Source organism: Pantoea sp. EA-12 (genome assembly GCF_030053355.1).
Classification (GTDB): Bacteria; Pseudomonadota; Gammaproteobacteria; order Enterobacterales; family Enterobacteriaceae; genus Pantoea; species Pantoea vagans_C.
This window is the reverse complement of record NZ_JASGBY010000008.1, coordinates 15955-42223: the sequence shown is the minus strand read 5'-3', so window position 1 is coordinate 42223 and position 26269 is coordinate 15955. Positions and strand designations below refer to the sequence as shown.

23 protein-coding genes, 2 pseudogenes and 1 other annotated feature are annotated in these 26269 nt (G+C 52.3%); of the genes and pseudogenes, 14 read left to right on the top strand and 11 right to left on the bottom strand.

Features of this window, described 5'->3' with window-relative positions; all coding sequences use genetic code 11:
- Positions 1-25: 25 nt before the first annotated feature.
- Positions 26-790 carry a phosphatidylglycerophosphatase B gene (gene pgpB / locus QMZ30_RS13805; protein WP_283227803.1) on the bottom strand — a complete coding sequence of 255 codons (765 nt, stop codon included), beginning with the start codon at positions 788-790 and terminating at the stop codon, positions 26-28.
- Positions 791-1019: 229 nt separating this feature from the next.
- Between pgpB and ribA the strand changes: the two genes are divergently transcribed.
- Positions 1020-1613: a GTP cyclohydrolase II gene (gene ribA, locus QMZ30_RS13800; RefSeq protein ID WP_039334688.1), complete on the top strand. Its 594-nt coding sequence runs from the start codon at positions 1020-1022 to the stop codon at positions 1611-1613.
- Between the two features lie 39 nt (positions 1614-1652).
- Here ribA and acnA read toward each other — a convergent pair whose 3' ends face one another.
- From acnA to topA, 5 genes are all read right to left on the bottom strand, one after another.
- On the bottom strand, positions 1653-4334 hold the full coding sequence (gene acnA, locus QMZ30_RS13795; RefSeq protein WP_283227802.1) for an aconitate hydratase AcnA: 2682 nt from the start codon (positions 4332-4334) through the stop codon (positions 1653-1655).
- 438 nt (positions 4335-4772) lie between these two features.
- The gene (locus QMZ30_RS13790) at positions 4773-4952 is read right to left on the bottom strand and encodes a YciX family protein (RefSeq protein ID WP_283227801.1); all 180 of its coding nucleotides are present in this window, start codon (positions 4950-4952) and stop codon (positions 4773-4775) included.
- Positions 4953-4955: 3 nt separating this feature from the next.
- A complete protein-coding gene (locus QMZ30_RS13785) occupies positions 4956-5114 on the bottom strand; it encodes a YmiA family putative membrane protein (RefSeq protein ID WP_071885738.1) in 159 nt (52 codons plus the stop codon).
- Between the two features lie 493 nt (positions 5115-5607).
- On the bottom strand, positions 5608-6582 hold the full coding sequence (gene cysB, locus QMZ30_RS13780) for an HTH-type transcriptional regulator CysB (RefSeq protein WP_034821485.1): 975 nt from the start codon (positions 6580-6582) through the stop codon (positions 5608-5610).
- 193 nt (positions 6583-6775) lie between these two features.
- A complete protein-coding gene (topA, locus tag QMZ30_RS13775; protein ID WP_283227800.1) occupies positions 6776-9373 on the bottom strand; it encodes a type I DNA topoisomerase in 2598 nt (865 codons plus the stop codon).
- Positions 9374-9743: 370 nt separating this feature from the next.
- On the opposite strand from topA, the gene QMZ30_RS13770 reads away from it, so the two are divergent.
- Positions 9744-9992, top strand: coding sequence for a YciN family protein (locus QMZ30_RS13770; RefSeq protein ID WP_283227799.1), 249 nt, complete (start codon positions 9744-9746; stop codon positions 9990-9992).
- A 26-nt stretch (positions 9993-10018) separates the two neighbouring features.
- Here the strand turns inward: QMZ30_RS13770 and sohB are convergent, their stop codons facing one another.
- Positions 10019-11065, bottom strand: a complete 1047-nt coding sequence (gene sohB, locus QMZ30_RS13765) for a protease SohB (RefSeq protein ID WP_283227798.1) — start codon at positions 11063-11065, stop codon at positions 10019-10021.
- Between the two features lie 174 nt (positions 11066-11239).
- On the opposite strand from sohB, the gene QMZ30_RS13760 reads away from it, so the two are divergent.
- Both QMZ30_RS13760 and cobO read left to right on the top strand, forming a co-directional pair.
- Positions 11240-12004, top strand: coding sequence for a YciK family oxidoreductase (locus QMZ30_RS13760; protein ID WP_283227797.1), 765 nt, complete (start codon positions 11240-11242; stop codon positions 12002-12004).
- Positions 12001-12588, top strand: a complete 588-nt coding sequence (gene cobO / locus QMZ30_RS13755) for a cob(I)yrinic acid a,c-diamide adenosyltransferase (RefSeq protein ID WP_283227796.1) — start codon at positions 12001-12003, stop codon at positions 12586-12588. The genes QMZ30_RS13760 and cobO overlap by 4 nt, the downstream gene beginning before the upstream one ends.
- A gap of 36 nt (positions 12589-12624) precedes the next feature.
- Here the strand turns inward: cobO and rluB are convergent, their stop codons facing one another.
- Positions 12625-13527, bottom strand: a complete 903-nt coding sequence (rluB, locus tag QMZ30_RS13750; protein WP_039334668.1) for a 23S rRNA pseudouridine(2605) synthase RluB — start codon at positions 13525-13527, stop codon at positions 12625-12627.
- Positions 13528-14347: 820 nt separating this feature from the next.
- On the opposite strand from rluB, the gene QMZ30_RS13745 reads away from it, so the two are divergent.
- The gene (locus QMZ30_RS13745) at positions 14348-15004 is read left to right on the top strand and encodes a serine protease (RefSeq protein ID WP_283227795.1); all 657 of its coding nucleotides are present in this window, start codon (positions 14348-14350) and stop codon (positions 15002-15004) included.
- Here QMZ30_RS13745 and QMZ30_RS13740 read toward each other — a convergent pair whose 3' ends face one another.
- Positions 15005-15625, bottom strand: a complete 621-nt coding sequence (locus QMZ30_RS13740; RefSeq protein WP_283227794.1) for an L-threonylcarbamoyladenylate synthase — start codon at positions 15623-15625, stop codon at positions 15005-15007.
- A 12-nt stretch (positions 15626-15637) separates the two neighbouring features.
- Complete coding sequence (gene rnm, locus QMZ30_RS13735; protein ID WP_283227793.1) at positions 15638-16522, bottom strand: RNase RNM; 885 nt, start codon at positions 16520-16522, stop codon at positions 15638-15640.
- A 154-nt stretch (positions 16523-16676) separates the two neighbouring features.
- Positions 16677-16781 (top strand) — a sequence feature (Trp leader region).
- A 24-nt stretch (positions 16782-16805) separates the two neighbouring features.
- On the opposite strand from rnm, the gene QMZ30_RS13730 reads away from it, so the two are divergent.
- From QMZ30_RS13730 to QMZ30_RS13705, 6 genes and pseudogenes are all read left to right on the top strand, one after another.
- Positions 16806-18368: an anthranilate synthase component 1 gene (locus QMZ30_RS13730; protein ID WP_039334656.1), complete on the top strand. Its 1563-nt coding sequence runs from the start codon at positions 16806-16808 to the stop codon at positions 18366-18368.
- Positions 18368-19961: pseudogene (gene trpD / locus QMZ30_RS13725) on the top strand (bifunctional anthranilate synthase glutamate amidotransferase component TrpG/anthranilate phosphoribosyltransferase TrpD). The gene QMZ30_RS13730 and the pseudogene trpD overlap by 1 nt, the downstream one beginning before the upstream one ends.
- A gap of 1 nt (position 19962) precedes the next feature.
- Positions 19963-21330 (top strand): bifunctional indole-3-glycerol-phosphate synthase TrpC/phosphoribosylanthranilate isomerase TrpF, encoded by a 1368-nt coding sequence (gene trpCF, locus QMZ30_RS13720; RefSeq protein WP_283227792.1) that lies wholly within the window; start codon positions 19963-19965, stop codon positions 21328-21330.
- Positions 21331-21376: 46 nt separating this feature from the next.
- Complete coding sequence (gene trpB, locus QMZ30_RS13715) at positions 21377-22570, top strand: tryptophan synthase subunit beta (protein WP_039334646.1); 1194 nt, start codon at positions 21377-21379, stop codon at positions 22568-22570.
- Positions 22570-23373 carry a tryptophan synthase subunit alpha gene (gene trpA / locus QMZ30_RS13710; protein WP_283227791.1) on the top strand — a complete coding sequence of 268 codons (804 nt, stop codon included), beginning with the start codon at positions 22570-22572 and terminating at the stop codon, positions 23371-23373. Before trpB ends, trpA begins: the two co-directional genes overlap by 1 nt.
- Positions 23374-23545: 172 nt before the next feature.
- On the top strand, positions 23546-23860 hold the full coding sequence (locus QMZ30_RS13705) for a BON domain-containing protein (protein WP_039334640.1): 315 nt from the start codon (positions 23546-23548) through the stop codon (positions 23858-23860).
- A 59-nt stretch (positions 23861-23919) separates the two neighbouring features.
- Here QMZ30_RS13705 and ompW read toward each other — a convergent pair whose 3' ends face one another.
- Positions 23920-24552: an outer membrane protein OmpW gene (gene ompW, locus QMZ30_RS13700; RefSeq protein WP_039334637.1), complete on the bottom strand. Its 633-nt coding sequence runs from the start codon at positions 24550-24552 to the stop codon at positions 23920-23922.
- Positions 24553-24755: 203 nt separating this feature from the next.
- Here ompW and QMZ30_RS13695 point away from each other — a divergent pair.
- The 3 genes and pseudogenes from QMZ30_RS13695 to QMZ30_RS13685 form a co-directional block, all read left to right on the top strand.
- Positions 24756-24857: pseudogene (locus tag QMZ30_RS13695) on the top strand (YkgJ family cysteine cluster protein); the annotation flags it as partial.
- Between the two features lie 27 nt (positions 24858-24884).
- Positions 24885-25619 (top strand): YciC family protein, encoded by a 735-nt coding sequence (locus tag QMZ30_RS13690; RefSeq protein ID WP_283227790.1) that lies wholly within the window; start codon positions 24885-24887, stop codon positions 25617-25619.
- A gap of 59 nt (positions 25620-25678) precedes the next feature.
- On the top strand, positions 25679-26218 hold the full coding sequence (locus QMZ30_RS13685; protein ID WP_039334633.1) for a septation protein A: 540 nt from the start codon (positions 25679-25681) through the stop codon (positions 26216-26218).
- The last annotated feature ends 51 nt before the right edge of the window (positions 26219-26269 follow it).

The following is a 26269-nucleotide window of genomic DNA, read 5'->3' as shown; positions in this document are numbered from 1 at the left end:
GATCATATGGGGGCGCGATCAGAAATTACAATACATCATCACGTTGCGCGATCTCTTGCTGCTCTTCGCGGGGTAACGTGAGTGGTCCACAGAAGCGCTGTGCCAGCCAGGTGGCCAGTGTCACCAACAACCAAGAGATGATGGTGGCCACCACCAGATCACGTGGCCAGTGCATCCCCAACAGCAAACGGCTGCCCATCACCATGGTTGCCCAGGCAAACACCACCACCACGGTGATTCTGTGACGACGTGGCCACAGCAAGCCAATCACCAGTAACGACCAGCTGGCGGCAAACATGGTGTGTCCAGAAGGAAACGCAAACCCGGTTTCAAACGCCCAGTGCTGCTTCAGCCATTGCGGCAATTGGGTGTCATTCGCCAGCAAGTTCGAAACCATCTGGCTGCGGCCCTGTCGATTGAGCTGGTAAAATTCTGCTTCATTAATGCCGTGGCTTTTTTCCAGCCACACCACATAGGGGCGCGGCTCCTGCACCTGTTCCTTGATAAAGGATTTCGTGTACTGACCGGCAAGAATGGCACCATTCATGATCAGAATTAACAGGATGGCGGGTTTAAGCCGAAAACGCAGGCACCATAATGCCCAGGCACTGAGGATAAGGCTAGTCAGCGTGCCCCACGGGCTGGTCACCGTTTCGGTTACCCAAAATAATACGCGCAAAAACAGCCCACTTTCACCGGGCTGCCACTGCCAGCCGGATAGCCAGACGCCAAGCGGCATGATCAATAACAGCAACATTCCAAGTGTGGTTCGTTGAGCGATTTTTAACATCCTGTTCCTTTTCGATCCGCCTGTTCTAGCAGGCCGTGCATAACTTTAGCTGAAAAAAGAATAACATACACGTTGCAGCTTGGATAATTGTGCTTTATCACTACAATCACTCTGACTGATTAACGGCTAAAGTTCATGTTGTGGCACAATATTGTCAGTTTTGTCGGGCCAATCGGGCCCGTGCGTTATCATGATGATAGCGCATCCTCTGAAGGTTCTGGAGAGTCACATGCAGCTTAAACGGGTAGCAGAAGCCAAACTGCCCACGCCATGGGGAGATTTCCTGATGGTTGGTTTTGAAGAACTGGCGACCGGCCAGGATCATGTCGCGCTGGTTTACGGTGATGTTAGCGACCACAATCCGGTGCTGGCCCGCGTCCACTCTGAGTGTCTGACTGGCGATGCGCTGTTCAGCTTGCGCTGCGACTGCGGTTTTCAGCTTGAAGCCGCGCTGAACGCCATCGCGGAAGAAGGTCGTGGTGTGCTGTTATATCACCGCCAGGAAGGTCGAAACATTGGTTTGCTGAACAAAATTCGCGCCTATGCCCTGCAAGATAAAGGCTACGATACAGTGGAAGCTAACCATCAACTGGGCTTTGCAGCGGATGAGCGTGATTTCACGCTGTGTGCGGATATGTTCAAACTTCTGGGTGTGAATGAGGTCCGTTTGCTGACCAATAACCCACGTAAAGTTGAAATCCTCAGTGAAGCGGGCATCAACATTGTTGAACGCGTGCCTCTGGTGGTAGGGCGTAACCCTAAGAACGCGCACTATCTGGATACCAAAGCGGAAAAAATGGGGCATCTGCTGCCTAAGTCATAAAGCAGAAAAGGAAGAGCCGGGAAATTTCCCGGCTTTCTTTTAGTTAAGCATGTTACGAATCACGTAGTGCAAAATGCCATCGTTTTGGTAATAAGTCAGTTCATTACCGGTATCGATTCGGCAGCGTGTTTCGAGGGTTTCCTTGGTGCCATCGGCACGCGTTAGCGTCACTTTCACCGTACAACCAGGTTTAAGCTGGGCAAGGTCGGCCACATCAATGAACTCCTCGCCGGTCAACCCAAGGGTTTTGCGCGTCACCCCAGCAGGGAATTCCAGCGGCAGAATGCCCATACCAATCAGGTTGGAGCGATGTATACGTTCAAACGATTCGGAGATAACCACGCGAACACCTTGTAAACGAGGCCCTTTCGCGGCCCAGTCACGACTTGAGCCGGAGCCGTATTCTTTCCCGGCGATGACCGCCAAGGGCACGCCCTCTTCCTGATACTTCATCGCCGCATCATAGATAGCCAGTTGCTCATTGCTCGGGAAGTGTTTGGTATAGCCCCCTTCAACGCCTGGCACCATTTCATTGCGAATACGGATATTGGCGAACGTACCGCGCATCATCACTTCATGGTTACCACGACGTGAACCGTAGGAGTTAAAGTCGGTACGCTCAACCCCATGCGACAACAAATAGCGGCCTGCAGGACTTTCCGCTTTGATACTCCCCGCCGGGGAAATGTGGTCAGTGGTGACTGAATCGCCCAGCATCGCCAGAATACGCGCCCCCTTGATATCCTGTACCGGTTTCGGCGCTTCCTCCATATCATCAAAGAATGGTGACAGACGAATATAGGTGGACCCTTCATCCCAGTCATAAGTCGCGGCTTCACTGACTTTGATCTGTTGCCACTCTGGCGTGCCATCAAACACTTCCGCGTACTCCTTGTGGAACATGTCACTGGTCACTTTCTGCACCGCTGCGGCAATTTCTTCCGGAGAGGGCCAAATATCCTTGAGGAATACGTCTTTGCCCTGATGATCCTGACCAATGGGATCACGCTGCAGATTCAGTTTCATGTTACCGGCCAGCGCATAGGCAACCACCAGCGGTGGAGAGGCCAGCCAGTTGGTTTTCACCAGTGGATGAATACGTCCCTCAAAATTGCGGTTACCCGACAACACTGCACCGACCGTCAAATCCCCTTCTTTGATGGCACTTTCGATTTCATCCGGCAGCGGACCAGAGTTACCGATGCAGGTAGTACAGCCATACCCCACCAGATTGAAGCCCAGTTCATCCAGATACGGCGTGAGCTGCGCCACGGCGAGATAATCTGACACCACTTTTGAGCCTGGAGCCAGTGAGGCCTTAACCCAGGGTTTGCGCATTAAGCCACGCTCAACGGCGTTTTTCGCTAAAAGGCCTGCAGCCATTAATACGCTGGGATTGGAGGTATTGGTACAGGACGTAATCGCGGAAATCACCACCGCGCCGTCATCAAGTTGATAGCTTTCGCCGGTTTCACTGTCGCGATAGCTGACCGTCTTGTGCGCTTTCTGCGCATGATTCACTTCCAGTTCATTACTGGCGTCAAATGCGGCGGGAACATCACCCAGCGATACACGATCTTGCGGGCGCTTAGGTCCAGCGAGGCTCGATTCCACTTCGGCCATATCCAGCGCCAGCGTGCTGGTGAACACCGGTTCATCACCGGGATGACGCCACATGCCCTGCTGCTTCGCATACGCCTCGACCAATGCCACCTGTTCAGACTCACGGCCGGTGAGCGCCATATAACTCAGCGTGATTTCGTCAATCGGGAAGAAACCACAGGTTGCACCATATTCTGGCGCCATATTGGCAATGGTCGCGCGGTCGGCGAGCGGCAAATCAGCTAATCCATCACCGTAAAACTCAACAAATTTCCCCACCACACCGTGTTTGCGCAGCATCTGCGTGACGGTCAATACAAGGTCAGTGGCGGTTATGCCCGGGCGAAGTTTTCCGGTCAGTTTGAAGCCTACAACATCGGGGATCAGCATGGATACCGGTTGGCCTAACATAGCGGCTTCCGCTTCGATACCGCCCACACCCCAACCCAGTACGCCGAGCGCGTTGATCATCGTGGTATGGGAATCGGTTCCCACCAGCGTATCGGGATAGGCCACTTCTTTACCATCCTGGGTTTCATGCCAGACCGATTTGCCCAGATACTCCAGATTCACCTGATGGCAAATCCCGGTGCCGGGCGGCACCACGCGGAAGCGGTTGAACGCTTTCTGTCCCCAACGTAGAAACACGTAGCGCTCGTGGTTACGCTCCATTTCGAGGCGCACATTCTCTTCGAAGGCTTCATCGTCGCCGAAATGGTCGACCGTAACAGAGTGGTCAATGACAAGGTCGACAGGCGAAAGCGGGTTCACTTTGGCAACATCGCCTCCAAGGCGCTTTACCGCTTCGCGCATGGCGGCTAAATCAACCACCGCAGGTACACCGGTAAAGTCCTGCATCAGCACGCGTGCCGGGCGATAGGCAATCTCCCGATCGGCATGAGCATCTTTCTGCCAGTCCACCAGCGCCTGAATATCTTCCGCAGTAACAGAATCGCCATCCTGCCAGCGCAGCAGGTTTTCCAGCAGGACTTTCATCGATTTGGGTAAGCGATCAATATTGCCCAGTTGCTGGGCGGCTTTTGGCAGGCTGTAGTAATGATATTTTTGTGCCCGAACGTCCAGCGTATCCTGGCTGTGCTCGCGTAAGGTTAACGACATAACTCCTCCTTTAATGGGCCTTTCTTTAAACCTCAATAACCGCAAGGTTTAGGTTAAAGATAGACCACATTGTCGTTAACGATTTGATAACAACACAAAATGACACATAAATGCACAAAGAAAAATGCCCCGACGATTGTCAGGGCATGAATAACAGGACGAATAATTTGAGTTATTGGATTACATCATTGCCCACACGGCAGCTGCCCAAAATGCAAATGAAAAGGCATAAACGCTAATCCATGAAAAAGTTGTTGTATTCATTGAGTCACTCCCTCCCGGATTCCGGGCAAAAAAAGTCCACCGTCTTCAGCGTTGTACTGATGACACCGTTTTTTTAATGCTGAGTGTTAAAGAGACGGGCTTTTAAAATGCCCACCGGATAATCCGGTAAAATGAGGGACGAACATCTATATAAAGAACAGAACGCAGACTGCGTTATTTCGACTTCGGATCCATGAAAGATTCGATAAAGTTACGCTGTTTCTCACTCAGTTCCCACGACGCAGGAATCGCCGCTGGTTGTTCAGCGCTCTTGACTTCTTTCGCTTTGCACGCTGACGTGTTCGGCTGACGCGCAGAAACCGGAGACTTACGGCTGAGTGTATTTGCCCACATGGCTTAACCCCACATACGCCAAATCATTAAAGCCACCACTACCCAGAACAGTGCTGAAGCAGCGAAGACAGTCAACCAAGCTTTGCGACGGGTGTTGCCAGTGCGCTCAACTTTGGTGCTTTTGGTCCGGAAGTCCGGCTGTACAGTTAATCTAGTATTCATAGTTTTTGATAATCACTCTCAATAAAACGATTGTTGACAACGATTAAGATTTAGGACGAATCCTAAACTTGTTAAGACCGAAAATCCAGTTATTTTTATTGAGCACAACGATTAATGCTATTTATCAAAACTCAAAAAATAGATGAGATAAACTTAATCACGAAGCTAACTATTAATTAAAACATCACATTGTAAATTTGAGTTAAAACTAATTTAGATCCAATCTAAATTAGAGTCTTATTTATAGAGCCGCTGAAAAAGCCCTTCTTCATCAGCTCTTAACTGGAGTATGGGAATATTCCTGGCGGTCCGCAAAGTAGCAACGTAAAAATTGTGTACTGATTCGCATTTAAGAACTAACAATGAAAAAACATGTGACCTATGTTTCATTTACAAAAAAATAATGAAATTTTTTGAGATTCTTGTGGCGCTAACGGAGGCGGGATTTGCAAGGTGCCAGCAAGACACCTTGACAAAATAATGACTTAAGGAACTATTTGAAAGGTAATTTGATATCGCGGAACATCGCTTCGATGTCCTCATTGGAGCGTAATGCTACCGCTGCATCCACCACATCTCGTGTCAGATGAGGTGCAAAACGTTGAATAAAATCATACATATAGCTGCGGAGGAATGTGCTGCGTCTAAAGCCAATTTTGGTTGTGCTATTGGTAAATATCTCTGAAGCTTCTATCCGAACTAAATCAGGATCTGAAACCGGGTCCACCGCCATGCTGGCAATCACGCCCACACCAAGCCCTAAGCGCACGTAAGTCTTAATCACGTCGGCATCGGTTGCCGTAAACACAATACGCGGTGTTAATCCTGCACGATTGAACGCCGTGTCCAGCTCAGAGCGGCCGGTAAAGCCAAAGGTGTAAGTGACGAGTGGGAAGTCAGCCAGCTCTTCAATGGTGACGTTAGATTTGCCCGCCAGTGGATGGTCCGGCGTGACCACAATTGCCCGGTTCCAGTGATAGCATGGCAGCATAATGAGATCGTCATAGAGATGCAGTGCTTCCGTGGCTATCGCAAAGTCTGCATTGCCTTTCGACACGGCTTCTGCAATCTGTGTAGGCGATCCCTGATGCATATGCAGCGAAACACGAGGATAGCGCTCAATAAAGCCTTTAATCACGCCAGGCAGCGCATAGCGCGCTTGTGTATGCGTGGTGGCCACATACAGAGAACCTTTGTCAGGCCAGGTATGCTCCCCCGCTACCGACTTAATGGCATCCACTTTGGATAACACTTCCCGCGCGATACGGATGATCTCTTCACCGGCTGGCGTCACTTGGGTCAGGTGTTTACCACTGCGCGCAAATATCTGTACACCGAGTTCATCTTCAAGCATACGAACTTGCTTACTGATGCCGGGTTGTGAGGTGTAAAGCCCTTCGGCGGTCGATGAGACATTTAAATTGTGATTGACCACTTCGACGATGTAGCGTAACTGCTGCAATTTCATAGTTATATCTTCCCGGTAGCGACAGAGGGGCAATCCCAGCAGGCGTGTTTCCGCCCTGATGAAGGTATGGCGAGGGAAAGCGAGTCAGCGAAACGAAAAAAAGCTATAACCACTATATCAGTTAAAGAAGGAATGTAGAACGATTAGCTATAAGGATGGTGAAAAGGCCAGCAGATGCTGGCCTTGAGGGGTATTACTTCTTCGCTTCCTGCCATTTACCATCGATATAGAACATCGACCAGCCCGTTGCCTTACCCTCTTTTTCCGAGGAGACATACTGCTGTTTGGTTTTACGGCTGAACCGCACCAGAGTTTTATTGCCTTCTGGGTCGGCGGCCGGCGCCTCAGCAAGGTACTTCAGCTTTTCAGGTAAACGGTCAGCAAAACGCTGCAGCTCTTCCACCAGTGGCGCACGTGTCTCGCGCGATTTAGGGAAGGTGTTGGCCGCCAGGAATACCCCTGCCGCACCGTCACGCAGGACGAAATAGGCATCTGATTTCTCACATGCCAACTCTGGTAACGGAACCGGATCTTCTTTTGGCGGCGCAACGTCGCCATTACGCAGAATCTTACGGGTGTTTTTACATTCGTCGTTGGTACACGCCATGTATTTACCAAAACGACCCATTTTCAGGTGCATTTCAGAACCACATTTTTCGCATTCAACGATCGGGCCATCATAACCTTTGATGCGGAATTCGCCCTGCTCGATTTCGTAGCCATCACACTCTGGATTGTTACCACAGACATGCAATTTACGTTGATTATCGATCAGGTAACTGTCCATCGCCGTGCCACATTTCTGGCAACGACGACGCGCACGCAACGCATTGGTTTCGGCATCATCGCCTTCCAGCACGTTAAGTACTTCGTTTTCCGGAATCAGGTTGATGGTTTGTTTGCAGCGCTCTTTCGGCGGCAAAGCATACCCGGAACAGCCCAGGAATACGCCGGTACTGGCCGTGCGAATGCCCATTTGACGGCTACACGTCGGGCAGTCAATCGAGGTCAGTACCATCTGGTTCGGCTGCATGCCGCCCTCTTCCGGTTCTTTCTCGGCCTGTCCTAACTGCTGGCTAAAATCGCTAAAGAACGAATCCAGCACCGCTTTCCACTGCGCTTCGTTGTTGGCGACCTGGTCAAGGCTGTTTTCCATGCGTGCGGTGAAGTCATAATTCATCAACTCGCGGAAGTTCTCTTCCAGACGGTCGGTCACAATCTCGCCCATTTTTTCAGCGTAGAAGCGGCGGTTTTCCACTCGCACGTAACCACGGTCCTGAATAGTCGAGATAATTGATGCGTAGGTCGACGGACGTCCGATACCGCGTTTTTCCAGTTCGCGCACAAGGGAAGCTTCACTGAAACGAGCTGGCGGCTTGGTGAAGTGCTGGCTTGGCATCAGCTCTTTGAGATCAAGCATATCGCCAACGTTGACTGGCGGCAGCGTCAGATCGTCATCGTTCTTACGCAGAGCAGGCATCACTTTCGTCCAGCCGTCGAAGCGCAGCGTACGGCCTTTGGCCTTCAGTTTGAAGTCTGCCGCGCCTACGGTCAGCGTGGTGGAATCATACTGGGCAGGCACCATCTGGCAAGCGACAAACTGACGCCAGATAAGCTGATACAGTTTCTGCGCATCAGCTTCCATATCTTTTAACTGTTCCGCAGCGATGTTGACATCAGAAGGACGAATCGCTTCGTGCGCTTCCTGCGAGTTCTCTTTATTGGTGTACGTAATCGGTGAATCCGGCAGGTATTTCTTACCGAAACTCTTCTCAACGTAGCCGCGGGCCATCGCCACCGCATCCTGACTCAGGTTGGTGGAGTCGGTACGCATATAGGTGATATGACCGGCCTCGTAGAGACGCTGTGCCATCATCATGGTTTTTTTCACGCCAAAGCCCAGGCGCGTACTCGCTGCCTGTTGCAGCGTTGAGGTAATAAAGGGAGCAGAAGGTTTACTGCTGGTCGGTTTATCTTCACGATCCAGCACTTCAAAACGTGCTTTCTGCAAAATGGCGACAGCGGCTTGTGTTTGCTCGCGATTAACCGGACGGAAGGCTTTGTCACCCTGATGCGTGACCTGCATGGCCAAATCATCACCCTTCGGCGTGGTGAAATCAGCATCAATATCCCAGTACTCTTCCGGCACAAAGGCTTTGATTTCATGCTCGCGTTCCACCACCAAACGCACGGCTACAGACTGTACACGACCGGCAGAGAGGCCACGGGCGATCTTCTTCCACAGCAGCGGAGAAACCATGTAACCCACGACGCGGTCCATAAAGCGGCGCGCTTGCTGCGCATTGACGCGCTCAATATTCAGTTCGCCCGGCTTTTCAAACGCCTGACGAATCGCATTCTTGGTAATTTCGTTAAACACCACACGGCTAAAACGCGTGTCATCGCCACCGATCACTTCCCGCAGGTGCCATGCAATGGCCTCCCCTTCGCGGTCAAGGTCCGTTGCGAGATAGATGTGGTCGGCATCAGCAGCAAGATTTTTCAGCTCGGCAACGACTTTCTCTTTGCCTGGCAGGATTTGATAATCCGCTTCCCAACCATTCCAGGGATCAACACCCATACGGTTAACCAGCGCGACTTTCTCATCTTTCTTAACCTTTTTGCCGCTTTTGGCTTTTTCCCCGTCAGCACTTTTACGGGCCGTTGAACCACTGGTCGGCAAATCACGGATATGACCCACGCTGGATTTCACCACGTAGTCATTGCCGAGGTATTTATTGATTGTTTTGGCCTTTGCCGGGGACTCAACGATGACGAGTGACTTACCCATATGTACCTTTACCTAAATTGAAACGTCCTGATAACGGGAGAGGATTCGAAGCCCCAAAATCCAACGGGTTGAATATTGCTGCCAGCTTTTCACTTTTCAAGGCAGCGGGGATAATCTCAGGTCAGATTGCATCGACTTATGCAACTTTATGATTAGAAGCGAGTTTTCCGTCTGACAGTATCACACATCCTGGTGTGATCTCCCTGAAAGCTGAATCGCCCACACTCTACCTGATAAAATCCGTTACGCAACTTAATTAGCATTCTGTTTAATTTTGCGCCAGTTTTGCTTGCCTTTGTTGATTTGCTGAACATGCCAACTCGCAAGTAATATAGAAGGAGAACAATCGCTGTCAAAAAAGGAGTGCAAAATGTCAGCAGAAACGGAATCTATTTCACACCAGGCGTTACTGGAAATTGCCAATCAAATGATCAAACAGCACGACGATTATTTGGCGGGCATGGAAGCCAATGACGTGATTCAGCAAGGTGAAGTTTTCGTGTTTCGCGGCCCCTATTTTCTTGATGACGAGGGCTTGCCCACTGCCAAAACCACCGCGGTTTTTAACGTCTTTAAACACCTCGCTGTGGTGCTCTCCGCGCAATATCATCTGGCATAAAAAAGCCCGGCATCTGCCGGGCTGGTTTACAACAGCGGCTTATCGCCGCGCTGCCATATTTTCAGAATTAACCGCTCTGCCGCCATGCTGGCGCTATTGGTGAAGCGATCCATCATTTTCTTCTTACGTGCAAAATGCACCCCGAGCACAGCAAAACGATCCATCTGTTTGATAATCAGCGCATCGCTGGTGCCGATCTCATCGACCAGGCCTAAATCCAGCGCCTGACGACCGTACCAGTGTTCACCCGTTGCCACTTTCTCCAGCTCCAGTGACGGACGCATCTGCTGCACAAAGTCTTTAAACAGCTGATGGGTTTCATTGAGGTCTTCCTGGAACTTCTCACGGCCCTCTTCGGTATTTTCGCCAAACAGGGTCAACGTGCGTTTGTATTGTCCTGCGGTGTGCAGTTCCACATCAATGTCATTGCGTTTCAGCAGACGGTTGAAGTTAGGAATCTGCGCAACCACGCCAATGGAACCAATAATAGAGAATGGCGCAGCTACAATGCGATCGGCGACGCAGGCCATCATATAGCCGCCGCTGGCCGCCACTTTATCCACCACGGCAGTGAGGTGCAGACCGGCATCACGCAGGCGCTGTAACTGAGAAGCCGCCAGGCCGTAACCGTGCACCACCCCACCAGGACTTTCCAGACGAAGTAATACTTCATCACCTGGCTGCGCAACGGCTAACACAGCGGAGATCTCTTCGCGTAATGAGCTGACTTCACCCGCATCCATACTGCCTTTAAATTCCAGCACGTAGAGCGTGGGTTTCGCGGTTTCACTCACACCGGCTTTCGCGTTACGTTTCTCAGACTTGGCTTTGAGTTTTTCTTCTTTTTTATGCTGTTTGAGCCATACTTTTTGTGCCTGCGGCTTCATCTTCGCTAACTGCAGATCTTCTTTCATCTCACGGTATTCGTCATCGAGATGAGTTAAACGCAGCTGCCCGCCGCTGTGACGTTTACGCAGCGCGGCATTGAGCACAATCAGAACAATAGCTGCGATCGCCACCACCACGGTGACGGCCTTGGCCAGAAATAATCCATAGCTGGAGAGTAAATCCATTCTGCCGCCTTATTAAACAGTGAATTACAAACAGTGGCTGAGTGTACCCGCTTTGCAGGCATTCGTCGCCTGAAATGCCCGCAGGCGGCACAGATTGCGAGGTTCAGCGATTGCACCTTGCGGAAAATTGAGGCATAAAGCCCCAAACCCTCTGACCTGCCAAAGGACATCGCTGTGCATTATCAACCGAAAAGCGATCTGCTGGAAAATCGTATTATCCTGGTAACCGGCGCTTCAGACGGCATTGGCCGTGAAGCTGCACTTACTTATGCGCGCTACGGCGCACGCGTCATTTTGCTGGGCCGCAATGCTGAGACGCTGCAGCAAACGGAACAGGCGATTAACCAGCTGAACAAGCAACAAGCCTCTTCGCTGCTGCTCGATTTGTCAGTGGCTACCCCTGAAAGCTGTCACCAACTGGCGCAACAAGTGGCTGACTTGGTACCGCGTCTGGATGGTGTGCTGCATAATGCGGGCATCCTTGGTGAAATCATCCCGCTGGCCGAGCTTAATCCCGCCGTCTGGCGCGAAGTGATGCAAATTAATCTTGATGCCACCTTCTATCTCACCCAAGCGTTGTTGCCACTTCTGCTGAAATCCGATGCGGGCTCGCTGGTGTTCACCACATCAAGTGTCGGTCGCACCGGGCGTTCCGGCTGGGGCGCTTATGCCGTGTCAAAATTTGCTACCGAAGGCATGATGCAAGTATTGGCCGATGAGTACAAAAATCGCCATCTGCGGGTGAACTGCATCAATCCAGGCGGAACACGCACCAAAATGCGCGCCAGCGCTTTCCCGGATGAGAACGCCAACCTGCTGAAAACCCCTGCCGATTTGATGCCGCTCTATCTCTACTTGATGGGGGATGACAGCCGTCGCAAAACCGGTATCAGTTTTGATGCGCAACCAGGATGCAAACCGGGACCGGCCAGCGCATGAGCGATCGTCACCAGCAACGACAACAGCGTTTAAAAGAGCAGGTGGATGCCCGTATTGCCGCCGCAACGGAAACACGCGGCATTTTGATGGTGTTCACCGGAAACGGGAAAGGCAAAACCACCGCCGCTTTTGGTACCGCCCTGCGCGCCTGCGGGCATGGCAAAACGGTCGCAGCAGTTCAGTTTATCAAAGGTGAGTGGCCGAACGGTGAGCGTAATCTGCTGGAACAATATGGGGTTGAGTTTCAGGTGATGTCCACCGGCTTTACCTGGGATACGCAAAACCGCGAAACCGACACCCTGGCCTGTCAGCAGGTGTGGCAGCAGGCGCGGCGCATGCTGGCGGATCCACAACTCGACTTAGTGATTCTCGATGAAATCACCTATATGGTCAGTATGGATTATCTGGATCTGGAGGAGTTGGTGGTGGCATTAAGCCAGCGTCCGGAGCAGCAAAGCGTGATCATCACGGGTCGCGGCTGCCATCGCACATTGCTGGAAATGGCCGATACGGTAACGGAGATGCGTCCGGTGAAACATGCTTTTGATGCAGGGATTCAGGCACAGCAAGGAATTGACTGGTAAAGCAGTGACGCCGCACACCGCGGCGTCACTATAGCATCAGGCACCGCGTTTTTTATTGCCGCTGGTACGACTGCTGCTGCTGCCACCACGACGCGGGTTACCGCTCACATTGCTGTGGCGTTTCACCGCACGACGGATCTGGTTGGCTTTGGTGCGACGGCGATCTTTTTCCACCGCCACTTTGGTGACAGTTTCTTCCGGCATTTGCACCAGCGTGCGCAAATAGTTCACTGCCGACAATTCCATCTCCATCCAGCCACCACGTGGTAAACCTTTAGGCAACTGAATATCACCGTAGCGTACACGCATCAGACGGCTCACCTGGACACCCACGGCTTCCCACAAACGACGCACTTCACGATTGCGACCTTCGGTCAGCGTGACGTTGTACCACTGGTTGATGCCTTCGCCGCCCGCAAACTTAATGGTTTTGAACGATGCAGGACCATCTTCCAGTTGCACACCTTTACTTAACTGGCGAATTTTATCGTCATCCACTTCGCCGAATACGCGCACAGCATATTCGCGCTCGACTTCATGGCTTGGATGCATCAGGCGATTCGCCAACTCACCGTCGGTGGTGAATAACATCAGACCGCAGGTGTTAACGTCCAGACGGCCGACAGCAATCCAGCGTGAACCCAGCAGACGCGGCAAGCGGTCAAACACCGTTGGACGGCCTTCCGGGTCATTACGGGTACACAATTCACCTTCTGGTTTGTAGTACGCCAGTACGCGACACACTTCGGTCGCAGACTCAGCAATAGAGACCAGATGGCCATCAATACGGATTTTCAGTGATTTATCACTTTCGATGCGATCGCCTAGCGTCGCCAGTTTGCCATCGACGCTGACGCGTCCGGCTGAAATCATGGTTTCGATTTCGCGGCGCGAACCGTGACCGGCGCGCGCTAATACTTTCTGTAGTTTCTCGCTCATGGAGCTGCCTCGTTGTCGCCTTCCCAGGCGTCGTGGTAAGAAGAGGTAGGATACAGGGATTACCAATTCCCATATCAGAATCTGTTACCGCTGCGCATTGCTGCTGCAATCTCAGGCGGCCCGCGATTCTACACTAACGCAAGTTTTGTTAACACCTTTTACTTTGCTGCCGATACTAAAGGCCAAAGGCTGCGTCGAACGATCAGGGCCAACGATGGATATATTTGCGTCCCTGATAGATAGACCAGTAAATCGCTGCTGCGCTCTGAGCCAACTCATTGAATTTTTACTCTTTGCCCGCGTCACCTTCAAGCTGGTGATTATTTCCACTTTAGCTGCGTGATAGATTAGCGCTTTTCAAGGCTACATGGGTAGCATTGCGCACCGCGCTTAAGGATAATCCCAAACATAAAATCTAAAGCCAAATCGCAAAACAGGATAAAACTCTATCTAACCGGGATAAATAAGACTCATCATGCCAGTAAATTTAAATTGCTAGTTAATTGGCACTGCAGGTTGGATTAAGTCTGTATTTTCGCATTATTTGATTCAGATTAAATATGATGAATTGTTCTGATGAGAAATGTGTGTAAAATTTAACTCTGAAATCCAGTGTGCCGTATTAATAAAAACGTAATTTTTACTATTTACACTCGATTACCTAACAAGCCATTAACGATCACAGTGTTGTTTCGTTGATAATATAAACCGGCGCACGCGGAAACGATGCGTTAATTCATTCACGGAATGAATTTAATTTGCATGTCGAAAGTCTTCACCAGGGATTTTACTGACATGCATAAAATGAAGGCAATACAACATGAGAACCTCCCTGCTTTGGCCTGCGCTCGCCGCACTGGCACTGAGCGGTTGTTCCGTGGGCCACACTGAGTACAGTCGTGCGGCGCTTGAACACGTTGATATGAGCGTGACAGGCATCCCGACAGTACTGGGTTTGGGTATCCTCGGCACCACCATTCCACTGACACCAGAATACAGTCTGACGGCTGCGCACGTGGCCACCACGGCTGTCCAGCGTGTGAAGGCTTATCATCCCTATTGTGACGTTGCTATTATCTACCACAAAAATAGCCCTGAAACGCTGGCCAAATTTCGCACCAGTAAAGTCGGCGAACCCATTAAGATGTACGGTTACAGCTTTATTTCTGCCATGCCGGTGGAATCGAGCGGCGTTAATTTAGCGCGCACCGCTATCACCAATAAATGGAATAAAAAACCGTGCATGGCAATGGCATCAAATGCTGGAGTAGTGCAGGGAATGTCAGGCGGCGCAGTATATAATGCTGACCAGACTATTGGCGGTGTGATTGTGGGTTATAGCCATGAAATATCCAATGTGCGTAGTAAGAAAGTGATCCTGAAAGATGTCTCACTGTATATTCCTTACGGCGATTTCAGACATTGGCTGGAACAAAATATTGGCCAGACGACCTTATCGGCGCCTGACCACGCGTGATTAAAGGAACGGACGCGTATCGCCTACCCCTTCACGCACTACGACCGGTGAATCGCTGGTGAGATCGATAACGGTGGTTGGCTGTTGCCCCAGGGTGCCGCCATCAATAATCAGATCCACCAGCTTACCGATGCTGTACTGAATCTCTTCAGGATCGGATTCGGTAAAGTCATTGCCTGGCAACATCAGTGAAGTCGACATCATCGGCTCATTCAGACGCTCCAGCAGCGCCAAGGCTACCGGATTGGACGGCACGCGAAGACCGATGGTTTTGCGTTTATCATTCATCAAACGGCGTGGCACTTCTTTGGTCGCTTTGAGAATGAAGGTGTAGTTACCTGGCGTATTGTTTTTCAGAATACGAAACGCGGTGTTATCCACCTGCGAATAGGTCGACAACTCAGACAGATCACGACACATCAAAGTAAAGTTGTGATTACCGTCCAACTGACGAATGCGGCAGATACGCTCCATGGCATTCTTCTCTTCCAGTCGGCAACCTAACGCGTAACCCGAATCAGTGGGATAGACGATAACAGACCCTTTATTCAGATAATCAACCGCCTGATTAATCAAGCGTGGCTGCGGATTGTCGGGATGAATGTGAAAAAGTTGACTCATAAAAACCTCATATCACCTGTCAGCAACAGCCACTGCGGGCGCCAGCTCAGGAAAGCGTTCCCAAATGGGTTCAACACCACCCGGCAACCACAATTTGCGCCCCAATTCTATCCACGGACAAGGTAAGTGAAAATCTGACCCCTGCGATGCCGCCAGCTTATTATCGCGCGCATATGTCGCAAGCTGGGTGCGTTCGTTGGGTGCCTGCTGACACTGCGCGACTTCCATTGCATCCCCACCCGCTTCTGCGTAATGGGCAATCAGCCTTTTTAGCCATTTGGCAGACAAGCCATAACGACCTGGATGTGCGAGTACGGCAACGCCGCCAGAATGATGAATGGCATCAATAGCTTGTTTAATTGTACACCATTGCGGTGGCACGTAGCCGGTTTTCCCACGTGCAAGATAACTCTTAAACACCTGCGCCATATTGTTCGCTTTGCCGATCTCAACCAGGTAACGCGCAAAATGGCCTCGGGTAATTACCCCGCCCTGTGCCAGACGCTGTGCGCCGGCCAGCGCATCAGGGATGCGCGACCGCTCCAGCCGCTCTGCAATCTGTAGCGCGCGATCAACACGGCATTGATGCTGTTGGGCAAGAAATTCGCTGAGTACCGGGTGCTGGCAATCGATGTTCAAACCCACAATATGAATTTCGTGGTTCTCCCACAGTGTCGATGCTTCTAACCCCGACAGGACACGAATGGGCAGATCTTGTTGCAGCACGGCGTCTTGTGCTTCCGCCACACCGGCAACCGTGTCGTGATCGGTAATCGCGAGCACGCCAACCTTCATCTCGACGGCACGCTGCACCAGCGCAGTGGGTGTCAGTAAACCATCAGATGCTTGTGTATGGCTGTGTAAATCATATAGAGGAAAACGGGCGATATCAGACAAGGTCACTCCAGCAACTGCATAAACCGGCGGGCATGATAACGATTTTGACCGTGACTGAAAAAGGGTATTGACATTTTTCGCCTGAACCAGTTAACTAGTACACAAGTTCACACGTAACGGGTATTCAATCATGGCATTTTTCGGTACGCATGCAAAAGGTTGGTGGCGCGATGATCCCTTGAACGGGCGACGTCGTCGTGCACAATTTGCGTAACCGCTGTGCAGATACCTGAGCCCGCCACCGAGCGGGCTTTTTTTTGAGCGAAATTCAGAGAATACAATAATGGCTAATGCGAAACCTACAGTGAAGTTGATTACCGGTACCGCGCCCTACCGCGAAGATCCGGCCGCAGTGTTCCATCAAATTTGCGGCGCACGTCCAGCAACCTTGCTGCTCGAATCCGCCGATATCGACAGCAAACAGAATCTGAAAAGCCTGCTGATTGTCGACAGCGCCCTGCGCATCAGCGCAATGGGCAATGTCGTCACGCTGCAAGCTCTATCTGAAAACGGTCGCGCTATCCTGCCGCTGCTGGATGAAGCACTGCCAGCCGACGTGCGAATTGAAGCGCGCCCAGACGGTCGTGAGCTGCATTTCCCGCAACCGCAGGGTTTGCATGATGAAGATTCGCGATTGAAGGCATTGTCAGTGTTTGATGCACTCCGCCTGATTCCGCAGCTGGTTAATAGCCCGGCTGAAGAGCGCGAAGCGATGTTCCTTGGTGGGCTGTTCGCTTACGACCTGGTGGCAGGCTTCGAAGACCTGCCTGCATTACGTAATGAGCAGAGCTGCCCAGACTACTGCTTCTATCTGGCAGAAACTTTACTGGTGATTGACCACCAGACACGCAGCGCCCGCTTGCAGGCGAGCCTGTTTAGCCCTTCAACCAGTGAATTCCAGCGTCTGCAAAGCCGCATCGAGCAGCTGCGTGGTCAAATGGCGCAACCCGCCACCGCGTTGCCGGTACAGCGCGTTGAGCACATGACGCTGAGCACGAACCAAAGCGACGAAGAGTATTGCAGCGTTGTGCGTGAGATGCAGGAAGCGATTCGCATCGGTGAAATTTTCCAGGTGGTGCCTTCGCGTCGCTTCTCACTGCCGTGCCCTTCACCGCTGGCCGCTTATGACACGCTGAAGCACAGCAACCCTAGCCCATACATGTTTTTTATGCAGGACCAGGATTTTGCGCTGTTTGGTGCCTCACCCGAAAGCTCACTGAAATATGACGCCACCTCGCGTCAGATTGAGATCTACCCGATTGCAGGCACGCGTCCACGCGGACGTCATGCTGATGGCTCGCTGGATCGTGACCTAGATAGCCGTATCGAATTGGAAATGCGCACCGACCACAAAGAGCTGGCTGAACACCTGATGCTGGTGGACCTCGCCCGTAACGATCTGGCACGCATCTGTGTACCGGGCAGCCGCTATGTCGCCGACCTGACAAAAGTAGACCGCTACTCGTTTGTCATGCATCTGGTCTCTCGTGTCGTCGGCTCGCTGCGTAACGACCTTGATGTCCTGCACGCCTACCGCGCCTGCATGAATATGGGCACATTGAGCGGTGCACCGAAGGTACGCGCCATGCAATTGATCGCGGAGAAAGAAGGCACGCGTCGTGGCAGCTACGGCGGTGCAGTGGGTTACTTCACGGCACACGGCGACCTCGACACCTGCATCGTGATTCGCTCCGCGTGGGTGGAAGATGGTGTAGCAACCGTGCAGGCCGGTGCCGGCGTGGTGCTCGACTCACAACCTCAAGCCGAAGCGGATGAAAGCCGCAATAAAGCGCGCGCGGTATTGCGTGCCATCGCCACTGCCCATCATTGCAAGGAGATTTTCTGATGGCCGACATCCTGCTGCTCGATAATATCGACTCCTTTACTTACAACCTCGTTGATCAGCTGCGCACCTTTGGCCACAACGTGGTGATCTACCGTAATAATGTACCGGCTGAAGTGCTGATTGAACGCCTGCAGCAGATGGAGAATCCGGTGTTGATGCTATCGCCGGGCCCGGGTGCACCGAAGGATGCCGGTTGCATGCCTGCGCTGTTACAAGCGCTGCGCGGACGTCTGCCTATCATCGGTATTTGCCTCGGCCATCAGGCGATTGTCGAAACTTACGGCGGCCATGTTGGCCAGGCAGGCGAGATCCTGCACGGTAAAGCCTCTTCGATTAATCACGATGGTGAAGCGATGTTCACCGGCCTGAGCAACCCGCTGCCTGTGGCGCGTTACCACTCGCTGGTGGGCAGCAACACCCCTGCCGAATTAACCGTGAACGCCAGCTACAACGGCATGGTGATGGCCGTACGCCACGATGCTGATCGTGTATGTGGCTTCCAGTTCCACCCCGAATCCATTCTCACCACCCAGGGTGCGCGTCTGTTAGAGCAAACGCTGGCCTGGGCGCTGGCGAAATAATAGGGAGATTATGATGCAAACTATTCTGGAAAAACTGTATCAGGCAGAGACCCTGAGCCAGGCTGAAAGCCACCAGCTGTTCAGCGCCATTATTAAAGGCCAGCTTGAACCGACCCAACTCGCCGCCGCGCTGATCGCCATGAAAGTCCGTGGCGAGCGCCCGGAAGAGATCGCCGGTGCGGCCACGGCCCTGTTAGAAGACGCGAAACCGTTCCCGCGTCCCGACTACACCTTTGCGGATATCGTCGGCACCGGCGGTGACGGCAGCAACAGCATTAACATCTCAACGGCCAGTGCCTTTGTCGCCGCCACCTGCGGTTTGAAAGTGGCTAAACATGGCAACCGCAGTGTTTCCAGCAAATCGGGCTCTTCCGACCTGCTGGCGGCGTTCGGTATTGACCTGGATATGCCGGCGGAGAAAGCACGTAAAGCGCTGGACGACCTCAACGTTTGCTTTCTGTTTGCACCGCAGTATCACAGCGGTTTCCGCCACGCGATGCCGGTTCGCCAGCAGTTGAAAACCCGCACGCTGTTCAATGTGTTAGGGCCGCTGATCAACCCCGCTCGCCCACCGCTGGCGGTGATTGGCGTGTACAGCCCGGAGCTGGTGCTGCCGATTGCGCAAACCCTGAAGGTGCTGGGCTATCAGCGTGCTGCCGTGGTACACGGCGGCGGCATGGACGAAGTGGCGCTGCACAGCCCAACGCAGGTTGCTGAGCTGCGTGACGGCGAGATCACCGGTTATCAGCTAACGCCGGAAGACTTTGGTTTCAGCTTCCACGATAAAGAAGCGCTGGCTGGCGGCACGCCGGAAGAAAACCGTGACATTCTGGCGCGTTTACTCCAGGGTAAAGGCCAGCCGGCCCATGAGCAGGCCGTTGCGGTCAACGTCGCAATGTTGCTGAAAGTATTCGGAAATGAAGATTTGCGTGACAATGCGCAGCGTGCCATCACTGCAATTCGCAGCGGACAGGCTTACGAACGCGTTGTTGCTCTGGCAGCGAGAGGATGAGATGAGCATTAAGGGCACTGTTTTAGAGAAAATTGTTCAGGACAAAGCCGTTTGGGTAGAAGCACGTAAGGCGCAGCAGCCGCTGGCCACCTTCCAGAGCAGCTTGCAGCCGGCGGGACGTCACTTTTACGATGCCTTGCGTGGCACACGCACAGTATTCATCCTTGAATGCAAAAAGGCGTCTCCGTCAAAGGGGCTGATTCGCGAAGATTTTGATCCTGCAACCATTGCCGGCGTGTATCGCCATTATGCCTCCGCCGTTTCTGTGTTAACGGATGAAAAGTATTTCCAGGGTGACTTTGAATTCCTGCCGATTGTCAGTGCGGCGATCACGCAACCGGTGCTGTGCAAAGACTTTATCATCGATCCTTACCAGATTTACCTCGCTCGCCATTATCAGGCTGACGCCATCCTGCTGATGCTGTCGGTGCTGGATGATGAGCAGTATCAGCAACTCGCGGCCGTCGCCCACAGCCTGAAGATGGGCGTGCTGACAGAAGTGAGCAATGAAGAAGAGCTGGAGCGCGCCATTGCGCTGGAAGCGAAAGTGGTGGGCATCAATAACCGCGATCTGCGTGATTTGTCCATCGACCTCAACCGCACCCGCCAACTGGCACCGCGTTTGGGCCACGGTGTGACGGTGATCAGCGAGTCCGGTATTCACAATTACGCCCAGGTGCGTGAGCTGAGCCACTTCGCCAATGGCTTCTTGATTGGTTCTGCGCTGATGGAAGAAGCCGATCTGAACGCTGGCGTACGCCGTGTTCTGATGGGTGACAACAAAGTGTGCGGTCTGACCCGCCCTGAAGATGCACGCAGTGCGCACGAAGCCGGTGCCATTTATGGCGGCGTGATCTTTGCTGAAGGTTCGCCGCGCAAAGTCAGTACCACACAAGCACAAACCCTGATTGCGGCTGCGCCCCTGAAGTACGTTGGCGTGTTCCGTAACAACAGTATCAGTGACATTGTCACTCAAGCGACATCACTGCATCTTGCTGCCGTACAACTTCACGGTGATGAAGACAAAGCGTTTGTCGCAGAGTTGCGCAGCGCACTGCCTGAAGAGGTGAAAATTTGGAAGGCGCTGAGCATCAGCAACAGCCTTCCAGCACGCGATTGGCCGCACGTTGATCGTTACGTGTTTGATAATGGCCAAGGCGGTACCGGACAGCGTTTTGACTGGTCATTGCTGCAGGGTGAAGACCTGAACAATGTGCTGCTGGCAGGTGGGTTAAGTGCCGACAACTGCGTTGAAGCCGCACAACTCGGCTGCGCCGGTCTGGACTTCAACTCCGGTGTGGAATCCGCGCCAGGCATCAAAGATGCCAGTAAAGTCGCGGCGGTATTCCGCACGCTGCGCGCCTATTAATTTCGCGAGTCCGCCTTTGAGCGGACCGAATAAGGAAGATGAAAAGATGACCACGTTATTGAATCCCTATTTTGGCGAGTTTGGCGGTCAATATGTTCCGCAAATTCTGATGCCAGCTCTGCGTCAGTTAGAAAATGCATTTGTGGAAGCCCAGCGTGACCCTGAATTCCAGGCGGAATTCACCGACCTGCTGAAAAACTATGCCGGTCGTCCGACCGCACTGACCTTGTGCAGTAACCTGACCAAAGGCACCAAAACCCGCCTCTACCTCAAGCGAGAAGATTTACTGCACGGCGGTGCGCACAAGACCAACCAGGTATTGGGTCAGGCGCTGCTCGCTAAACGTATGGGCAAGAATGAGATCATTGCTGAGACGGGCGCTGGCCAGCACGGTGTCGCTTCTGCACTGGCGTGCGCCCTGCTGGGCATGAAGTGCCGTATTTATATGGGTGCAAAAGACGTTGAGCGCCAGTCACCGAACGTGTTCCGTATGCGCCTGATGGGTGCGGAAGTGATCCCGGTGCACAGTGGCTCCGCGACGCTGAAGGATGCCTGTAACGAAGCACTGCGTGACTGGTCTGGCAGTTATGAGACGGCGCACTACATGCTTGGCACGGCGGCAGGTCCGCACCCCTTCCCAACCATCGTGCGTGAATTCCAACGCATGATTGGTGAGGAAACCAAAGCACAGATTCTTGAGCGCGAAGGACGTTTACCTGACGCCGTGCTGGCCTGTGTCGGCGGCGGTTCAAATGCTATCGGTATGTTTGCCGACTTTATTGATGAAACCAGCGTTGGTTTGATCGGCGTTGAACCGGCAGGTCACGGTATCGAAACGGGTGAGCACGGTGCGCCATTGAAACACGGTCGCGTTGGCATCTACTTCGGAATGAAAGCCCCGATGATGCAAACGGAAGAGGGACAGATTGAGGAGTCTTACTCGATTTCTGCTGGTCTTGATTTCCCTTCAGTGGGGCCGCAGCACGCACATCTGAATAGCATTGGTCGCGCTGAGTACGTGTCGATTACCGATGACGAAGCGCTGTCTGCTTTTAAAGAACTGTGCCGCGCTGAAGGGATTATTCCCGCGCTGGAGTCCTCACACGCACTGGCACACGCCCTGAAAATGATCCGCGAAAACCCAGAAAAAGAGCAGTTGCTGGTGGTTAACCTGTCTGGCCGCGGCGACAAAGACATCTTCACCGTTCACGATATTTTGAAAGCTAAGGGAGAGATCTGATGGAGCGTTATAATCAGCTGTTTCAACGCCTGTCGGCGAAAAAAGAAGGGGCATTTGTACCTTTCGTCACGATCGGTGATCCCTCTCCGGAATTGTCGCTGAAAATTATTGATACCCTCGTTGAAGGCGGTGCAGATGCGTTAGAACTGGGTATTCCGTTCTCCGACCCGTTGGCTGACGGCCCTACCATTCAAAGCGCGACCTTACGTGCATTCGCCTCTGGCACCACCGTCGCGCAATGCTTCGAGATTCTGGCCGCTGTACGCCAGAAATACCCTGAGCTACCGATTGGTTTGCTGATGTATGCCAACCTGGTGTTTAGCAAAGGCATCGACAACTTCTATGCGCAATGTGAAGCAGTGGGCGTCGATTCTGTTTTAGTTGCCGATGTACCGATCGAAGAGTCCGCCCCGTTCCGTCAGGCGGCGATGCGTCATAACGTCGCACCGATCTTCATCTGCCCGCCAAACGCGGATGATGACTTGCTGCGTGAGATTGCCTCACACGGCCGTGGTTACACTTACCTGCTGTCACGTGCTGGTGTTACAGGGGCTGAAAATCGCGCCAGTCAGCCACTGCATCACCTGATCGCGAAATTGAGCGAATACCATGCAGCCCCGCCGTTGCAGGGCTTTGGCATCTCAGAAGCGAGCCAGGTCAAAGAAGCGATAGCCGCAGGCGCAGCGGGTGCGATTTCCGGTTCTGCTATCGTCAAAATCATCGAACGCAACCAGAACGATCCCACGACGCTGCTGGCTGAACTGAAAGCCTTTGTCAGCGATCTGAAAGCCGGCACTCGCTAAGCTTTATAGGCCTTATCAGCATTCACAGATAAGGCCTTTCTCCACACTCCCCCTTCGTTACGTTTTTTAAACTTTTTCACACTCCGCGATTTGCTGATTTGCCCAGGTCAGACCACAATTAATTGCACCGTCTCGTTGCGGTGAAACACCATCTAAGACAGGGAGATAACCAATGAATTTTTTCAAAGTCGTTGCAGGATTTTTGATGGCTGCAGTTATGGCGCTGACACTCAGCGCTTGTGCGCCAACCGCTACACAGGAAGGGACCGGGGGTTACATTGATGACACGGTGATTACCACCAAAGTCAAAGCCCAGTTGCTGAATGACGATTCCCTGAAATCGACAGAGATCAACGTCGAAACCTTCAAGGGCAAAGTGCAGTTGAGTGGTTTTGTTAGCTCACCGCAGATGGCGAACCGTGCAGTGACGGTGACCCGCAGCGTGCAAGGGGTGAAATCTGTCGTCAACAATATGCAGATTAAGTAACAGCGAAGTTATCAACACACGGGCGGCCTTTGGGTCGCCCGTTTTGCTTCTGACACAGGTTAGAAGCGGTAACCGACACCAAAGAAGAACACCCACGGATCGATACGCGTATTGATGTTCTGCTGCTCGCCATTCGCTTTGAATTTCACCTCGGTATCAATATCCATGTACCACAGCGAGGCGTTCAGCATCCAGTCGCGGTTGATTTGATAATCCATCCCCACCTGACCGGCGATACCCCATGAGTCTTTAACGCTTAAGTCGCTTAAGCCTGCATCCTGGCCGGTCTGATTGAATTTGGCATCGTAAAAGGTGGTGTAGTTGATACCCACGCCCACGTAAGGACGCACCGGGCTTTTACTGTCAAAGAAGTAATACTGTGCCATCAGCGTAGGCGGCAACTGACGCACGGTGGCGAGGTTTCCGGTTGCCCCTAAGCCCACTTTGTGGCGGAACGGTGTAGCTGCCAGAAGCTCTACACCGATGTTGTCCGTCGCCATGTAGGTGAAGGTTAGGCCAAGCTGGGTATCATTGCTGACGTTAAAACCGCCCATACCCAGCACATTATCAGAGCCTTCGGTTGGACGGACGGTCGCGCTACCGGCGCGCATAAAGAAATCACCCGCTTCATGAGCCAGTGCCAGTTGAGGAATCGCCAGTGCCATCAGCAGCGCGCATTTTGCCAGTTTCATTTTCACTCCTTTGCCGAAAAATAGGGTCTTAATGGGGTTGCGGCACAAGATCTAACCCTTTTTCAGTAAAAGATCATCTGTATCAATTCAAATTAATCACTTAAAAAACAATGAATTGATTCAGATCAATTTTGGCTTTGCGCGAGAATTAAAAAATCTGAAATTGACGCCTGACACCGCCTTTTCCCATGCAGGTGCATTCAGGGCTTTTCGGTCTTTTTCACCCTTCTTTACCTGTAATGACAGAAAGTTATGGGTTTGCGGGTGCCAGCCTGCCTGTAGAACATGTACAATCGCCAGGTTAATTAACCCGGTTCCATCAAGGAGAGTACATGTCTATCACGGCAAGCTCGTTATACCGTGACACAGGAAATTTTCTGCGCCATCAGCTGGTTACTATTGTGCTGATGGCATTGCTGACGTCATTTATTACGGTGATCGTCGGTCATGCATTAACGCCAGGTGAAGATCAGTTATCGCTGCTTAGCCAGGCCGATGACAGCGCAACCTCACTGTTTGAGCTGGTGCAGAATATGTCGCCGGATCAACAGCGCATCCTGCTGCGCGCTTCGGCTGCTGGCACCTTTGCCGCCCTGATTGGCAATACCCTGCTGCTCGGCGGCATGTTGTGCCTGATCCCGTTGGTCTCTAACGGCCAGCGTGTCAGCGCCCTGCGTGCCATTGGCGCCTCAGCGCCCCTGCTGCCGAAACTGCTGCTGCAGACCTTCCTCATTACGTTGCTGGTGCAGATCGGCTTTATGGTACTCATGGTGCCGGGCGTGATTTTGGCGATTTTGCTCTCACTGGCGCCGGTCATGCTGGTAAGTGAGAAAATGGGTGTCATTGGTGCCATGCGCGCCAGCATGAAGCTGGCGTGGAAAAACATGAAAGTCATCGCCCCCGCCATCGTGTTGTGGTTATTGGCTAAAATTGTGTTGATGTTCCTTGTCTCGTCACTCACCGTATTGCCGGTCAATATCGCTTCGGTGGTGATGAATGCGCTGGGTAACATGGTGTCAGCCATTCTGATTATTTATTTGTATCGACTCTATATGTTGTTACGTTAACCACTCTGGCGCTCCCCGGAGCGCCTTAGCTGAACGATCCCGTCCTGACTGGAAACACTATGAAGCAGTTACTCGATTTTCTTCCCTTGGTGGTTTTCTTTATCTTCTACAAGCTGTACGACATCTTTGTCGCCTCTGGTGCATTGATCGTCGCCACTGGTCTTGCCTTAGTCGTGAGCTGGGTGCTGTACCGTAAGCTGGAAAAAATGACCATCTTCACCTTTGTGCTGGTGGCGGTTTTCGGTACGTTGACGCTGGTGTTCCACAACGATGAATTCATCAAATGGAAAGTCACCGTGATCTATTCCCTGTTTGCGCTGGCATTGCTGTATAGCCAGTGGTTTATGAAGCAGCCACTGATTCAAACCATGCTGGGTAAAGAGCTTCAGCTGCCAGGCGCAGTGTGGCGTCGGCTGAATGTGGCATGGGCGATCTTTTTCCTCGCCTGCGGTGTGGTAAATATCTACGTAGCATTTTGGTTATCCCAAGAGTTTTGGGTTAACTTTAAAGTGTTCGGTCTGACCGGCCTGACCCTACTGTTTACTCTGTTAAGCGGCGTGTACATCTGGCGACAGATGCCGCAACAAGAACAAAAATAAGCCATCCTGCCCGACACTGTCGGGCTTCTCTTCACCTGCAGAAGAATTGAG

What these genes read in the sequence shown, in the direction of transcription:
- pgpB (WP_283227803.1), bottom strand. Translation starts at nt 790, where the DNA reads ATGTTAAAAATCGCTCAACGAACCACACTTGGAATGTTGCTGTTATTG.
- ribA (WP_039334688.1), top strand. Translation starts at nt 1,020, where the DNA reads ATGCAGCTTAAACGGGTAGCAGAAGCCAAACTGCCCACGCCATGGGGA.
- acnA (WP_283227802.1), bottom strand. Translation starts at nt 4,334, where the DNA reads ATGTCGTTAACCTTACGCGAGCACAGCCAGGATACGCTGGACGTTCGG.
- QMZ30_RS13790 (WP_283227801.1), bottom strand. Translation starts at nt 4,952, where the DNA reads ATGTGGGCAAATACACTCAGCCGTAAGTCTCCGGTTTCTGCGCGTCAG.
- QMZ30_RS13785 (WP_071885738.1), bottom strand. Translation starts at nt 5,114, where the DNA reads ATGAATACTAGATTAACTGTACAGCCGGACTTCCGGACCAAAAGCACC.
- cysB (WP_034821485.1), bottom strand. Translation starts at nt 6,582, where the DNA reads ATGAAATTGCAGCAGTTACGCTACATCGTCGAAGTGGTCAATCACAAT.
- topA (WP_283227800.1), bottom strand. Translation starts at nt 9,373, where the DNA reads ATGGGTAAGTCACTCGTCATCGTTGAGTCCCCGGCAAAGGCCAAAACA.
- QMZ30_RS13770 (WP_283227799.1), top strand. Translation starts at nt 9,744, where the DNA reads ATGTCAGCAGAAACGGAATCTATTTCACACCAGGCGTTACTGGAAATT.
- sohB (WP_283227798.1), bottom strand. Translation starts at nt 11,065, where the DNA reads ATGGATTTACTCTCCAGCTATGGATTATTTCTGGCCAAGGCCGTCACC.
- cobO (WP_283227796.1), top strand. Translation starts at nt 12,001, where the DNA reads ATGAGCGATCGTCACCAGCAACGACAACAGCGTTTAAAAGAGCAGGTG.
- rluB (WP_039334668.1), bottom strand. Translation starts at nt 13,527, where the DNA reads ATGAGCGAGAAACTACAGAAAGTATTAGCGCGCGCCGGTCACGGTTCG.
- QMZ30_RS13745 (WP_283227795.1), top strand. Translation starts at nt 14,348, where the DNA reads ATGAGAACCTCCCTGCTTTGGCCTGCGCTCGCCGCACTGGCACTGAGC.
- QMZ30_RS13740 (WP_283227794.1), bottom strand. Translation starts at nt 15,625, where the DNA reads ATGAGTCAACTTTTTCACATTCATCCCGACAATCCGCAGCCACGCTTG.
- QMZ30_RS13730 (WP_039334656.1), top strand. Translation starts at nt 16,806, where the DNA reads ATGGCTAATGCGAAACCTACAGTGAAGTTGATTACCGGTACCGCGCCC.
- trpCF (WP_283227792.1), top strand. Translation starts at nt 19,963, where the DNA reads ATGAGCATTAAGGGCACTGTTTTAGAGAAAATTGTTCAGGACAAAGCC.
- trpB (WP_039334646.1), top strand. Translation starts at nt 21,377, where the DNA reads ATGACCACGTTATTGAATCCCTATTTTGGCGAGTTTGGCGGTCAATAT.
- trpA (WP_283227791.1), top strand. Translation starts at nt 22,570, where the DNA reads ATGGAGCGTTATAATCAGCTGTTTCAACGCCTGTCGGCGAAAAAAGAA.
- QMZ30_RS13705 (WP_039334640.1), top strand. Translation starts at nt 23,546, where the DNA reads ATGAATTTTTTCAAAGTCGTTGCAGGATTTTTGATGGCTGCAGTTATG.
- ompW (WP_039334637.1), bottom strand. Translation starts at nt 24,552, where the DNA reads ATGAAACTGGCAAAATGCGCGCTGCTGATGGCACTGGCGATTCCTCAA.
- QMZ30_RS13690 (WP_283227790.1), top strand. Translation starts at nt 24,885, where the DNA reads ATGTCTATCACGGCAAGCTCGTTATACCGTGACACAGGAAATTTTCTG.
- QMZ30_RS13685 (WP_039334633.1), top strand. Translation starts at nt 25,679, where the DNA reads ATGAAGCAGTTACTCGATTTTCTTCCCTTGGTGGTTTTCTTTATCTTC.